This is a genomic window from Paenibacillus sp. GCM10023250, assembly GCF_042653205.1.
Classification (GTDB): Bacteria; Bacillota; Bacilli; order Paenibacillales; family Paenibacillaceae; genus Paenibacillus_Z.
In genome coordinates this window covers 1-582 of record NZ_JBHSHY010000107.1, presented here as the reverse complement: position 1 = coordinate 582, position 582 = coordinate 1, and the positions used below count along the sequence as shown (strand labels likewise).

At 73.7% G+C, this 582-nt stretch carries 2 protein-coding genes; one reads left to right on the top strand and one right to left on the bottom strand.

What is annotated here, in order from left to right; all coding sequences use genetic code 11:
• The coding region (locus ACFPB1_RS27420) for a F0F1 ATP synthase subunit gamma (RefSeq protein ID WP_379229386.1) at window positions 1–267 on the bottom strand (267 nt) is incomplete at its 3' end.
• 49 nt (window positions 268–316) lie between these two features.
• Between ACFPB1_RS27420 and ACFPB1_RS27415 the strand changes: the two genes are divergently transcribed.
• Window positions 317–582, top strand: a 266-nt coding sequence (locus ACFPB1_RS27415) for a hypothetical protein (protein WP_379229385.1), incomplete at its 3' end; no start/stop codon positions are given.

Here is a 582-nt window from a genome sequence, read left to right as displayed (position 1 = left end):
CTCGCCCTCCTCCTCGAGGAACGCGCCGATCAGCGACGTGCCGATGTCGCGGGCGACGTCGTACGACGGCTGGTCGGAGAACCCGGTCCAGGACTGGACGACGGGACGCCCACGGAACCGGTAGTACGCCTCGGCCTTGCGGCCGCACAGGTAGGTGCTGATCTCCTTGCCCTCCTCGCGGAGCTTCTCCGCGAGGCGCTCGGCCTCCTTGAGCACGCTCGAGGAGTAGGCACCGGCCAGGCCCCGGTCGCTGGTCACGATGAGCACGGCGGCCCGCGTGGGGTTCTCCGGCTCCCGCGTCAGCGGGGGGTCGACGTTGGAGTACGTCGCCACCGCCGACACGGGGGTGGCGACCTGGGGCGGCCCGAGCGTCCTGCTCACCGACGAGTCCCTGGGTGGGGATGGGGCCCCGGCGGTGGCGGCGTTCGCCCCGGGGCCGGTCGCCGCCACGCTCGGGATCTCCACGGCCGCGGGGATGGCGCTGATCGCCGACGCGCTGGACCTGCAGTTCCGGCTGCCCCGGATCTGGCGACTCGTCGAGCAGCTGGCGGTCGAGCCGTACCGGGCCCGGCAGGTCGCCCA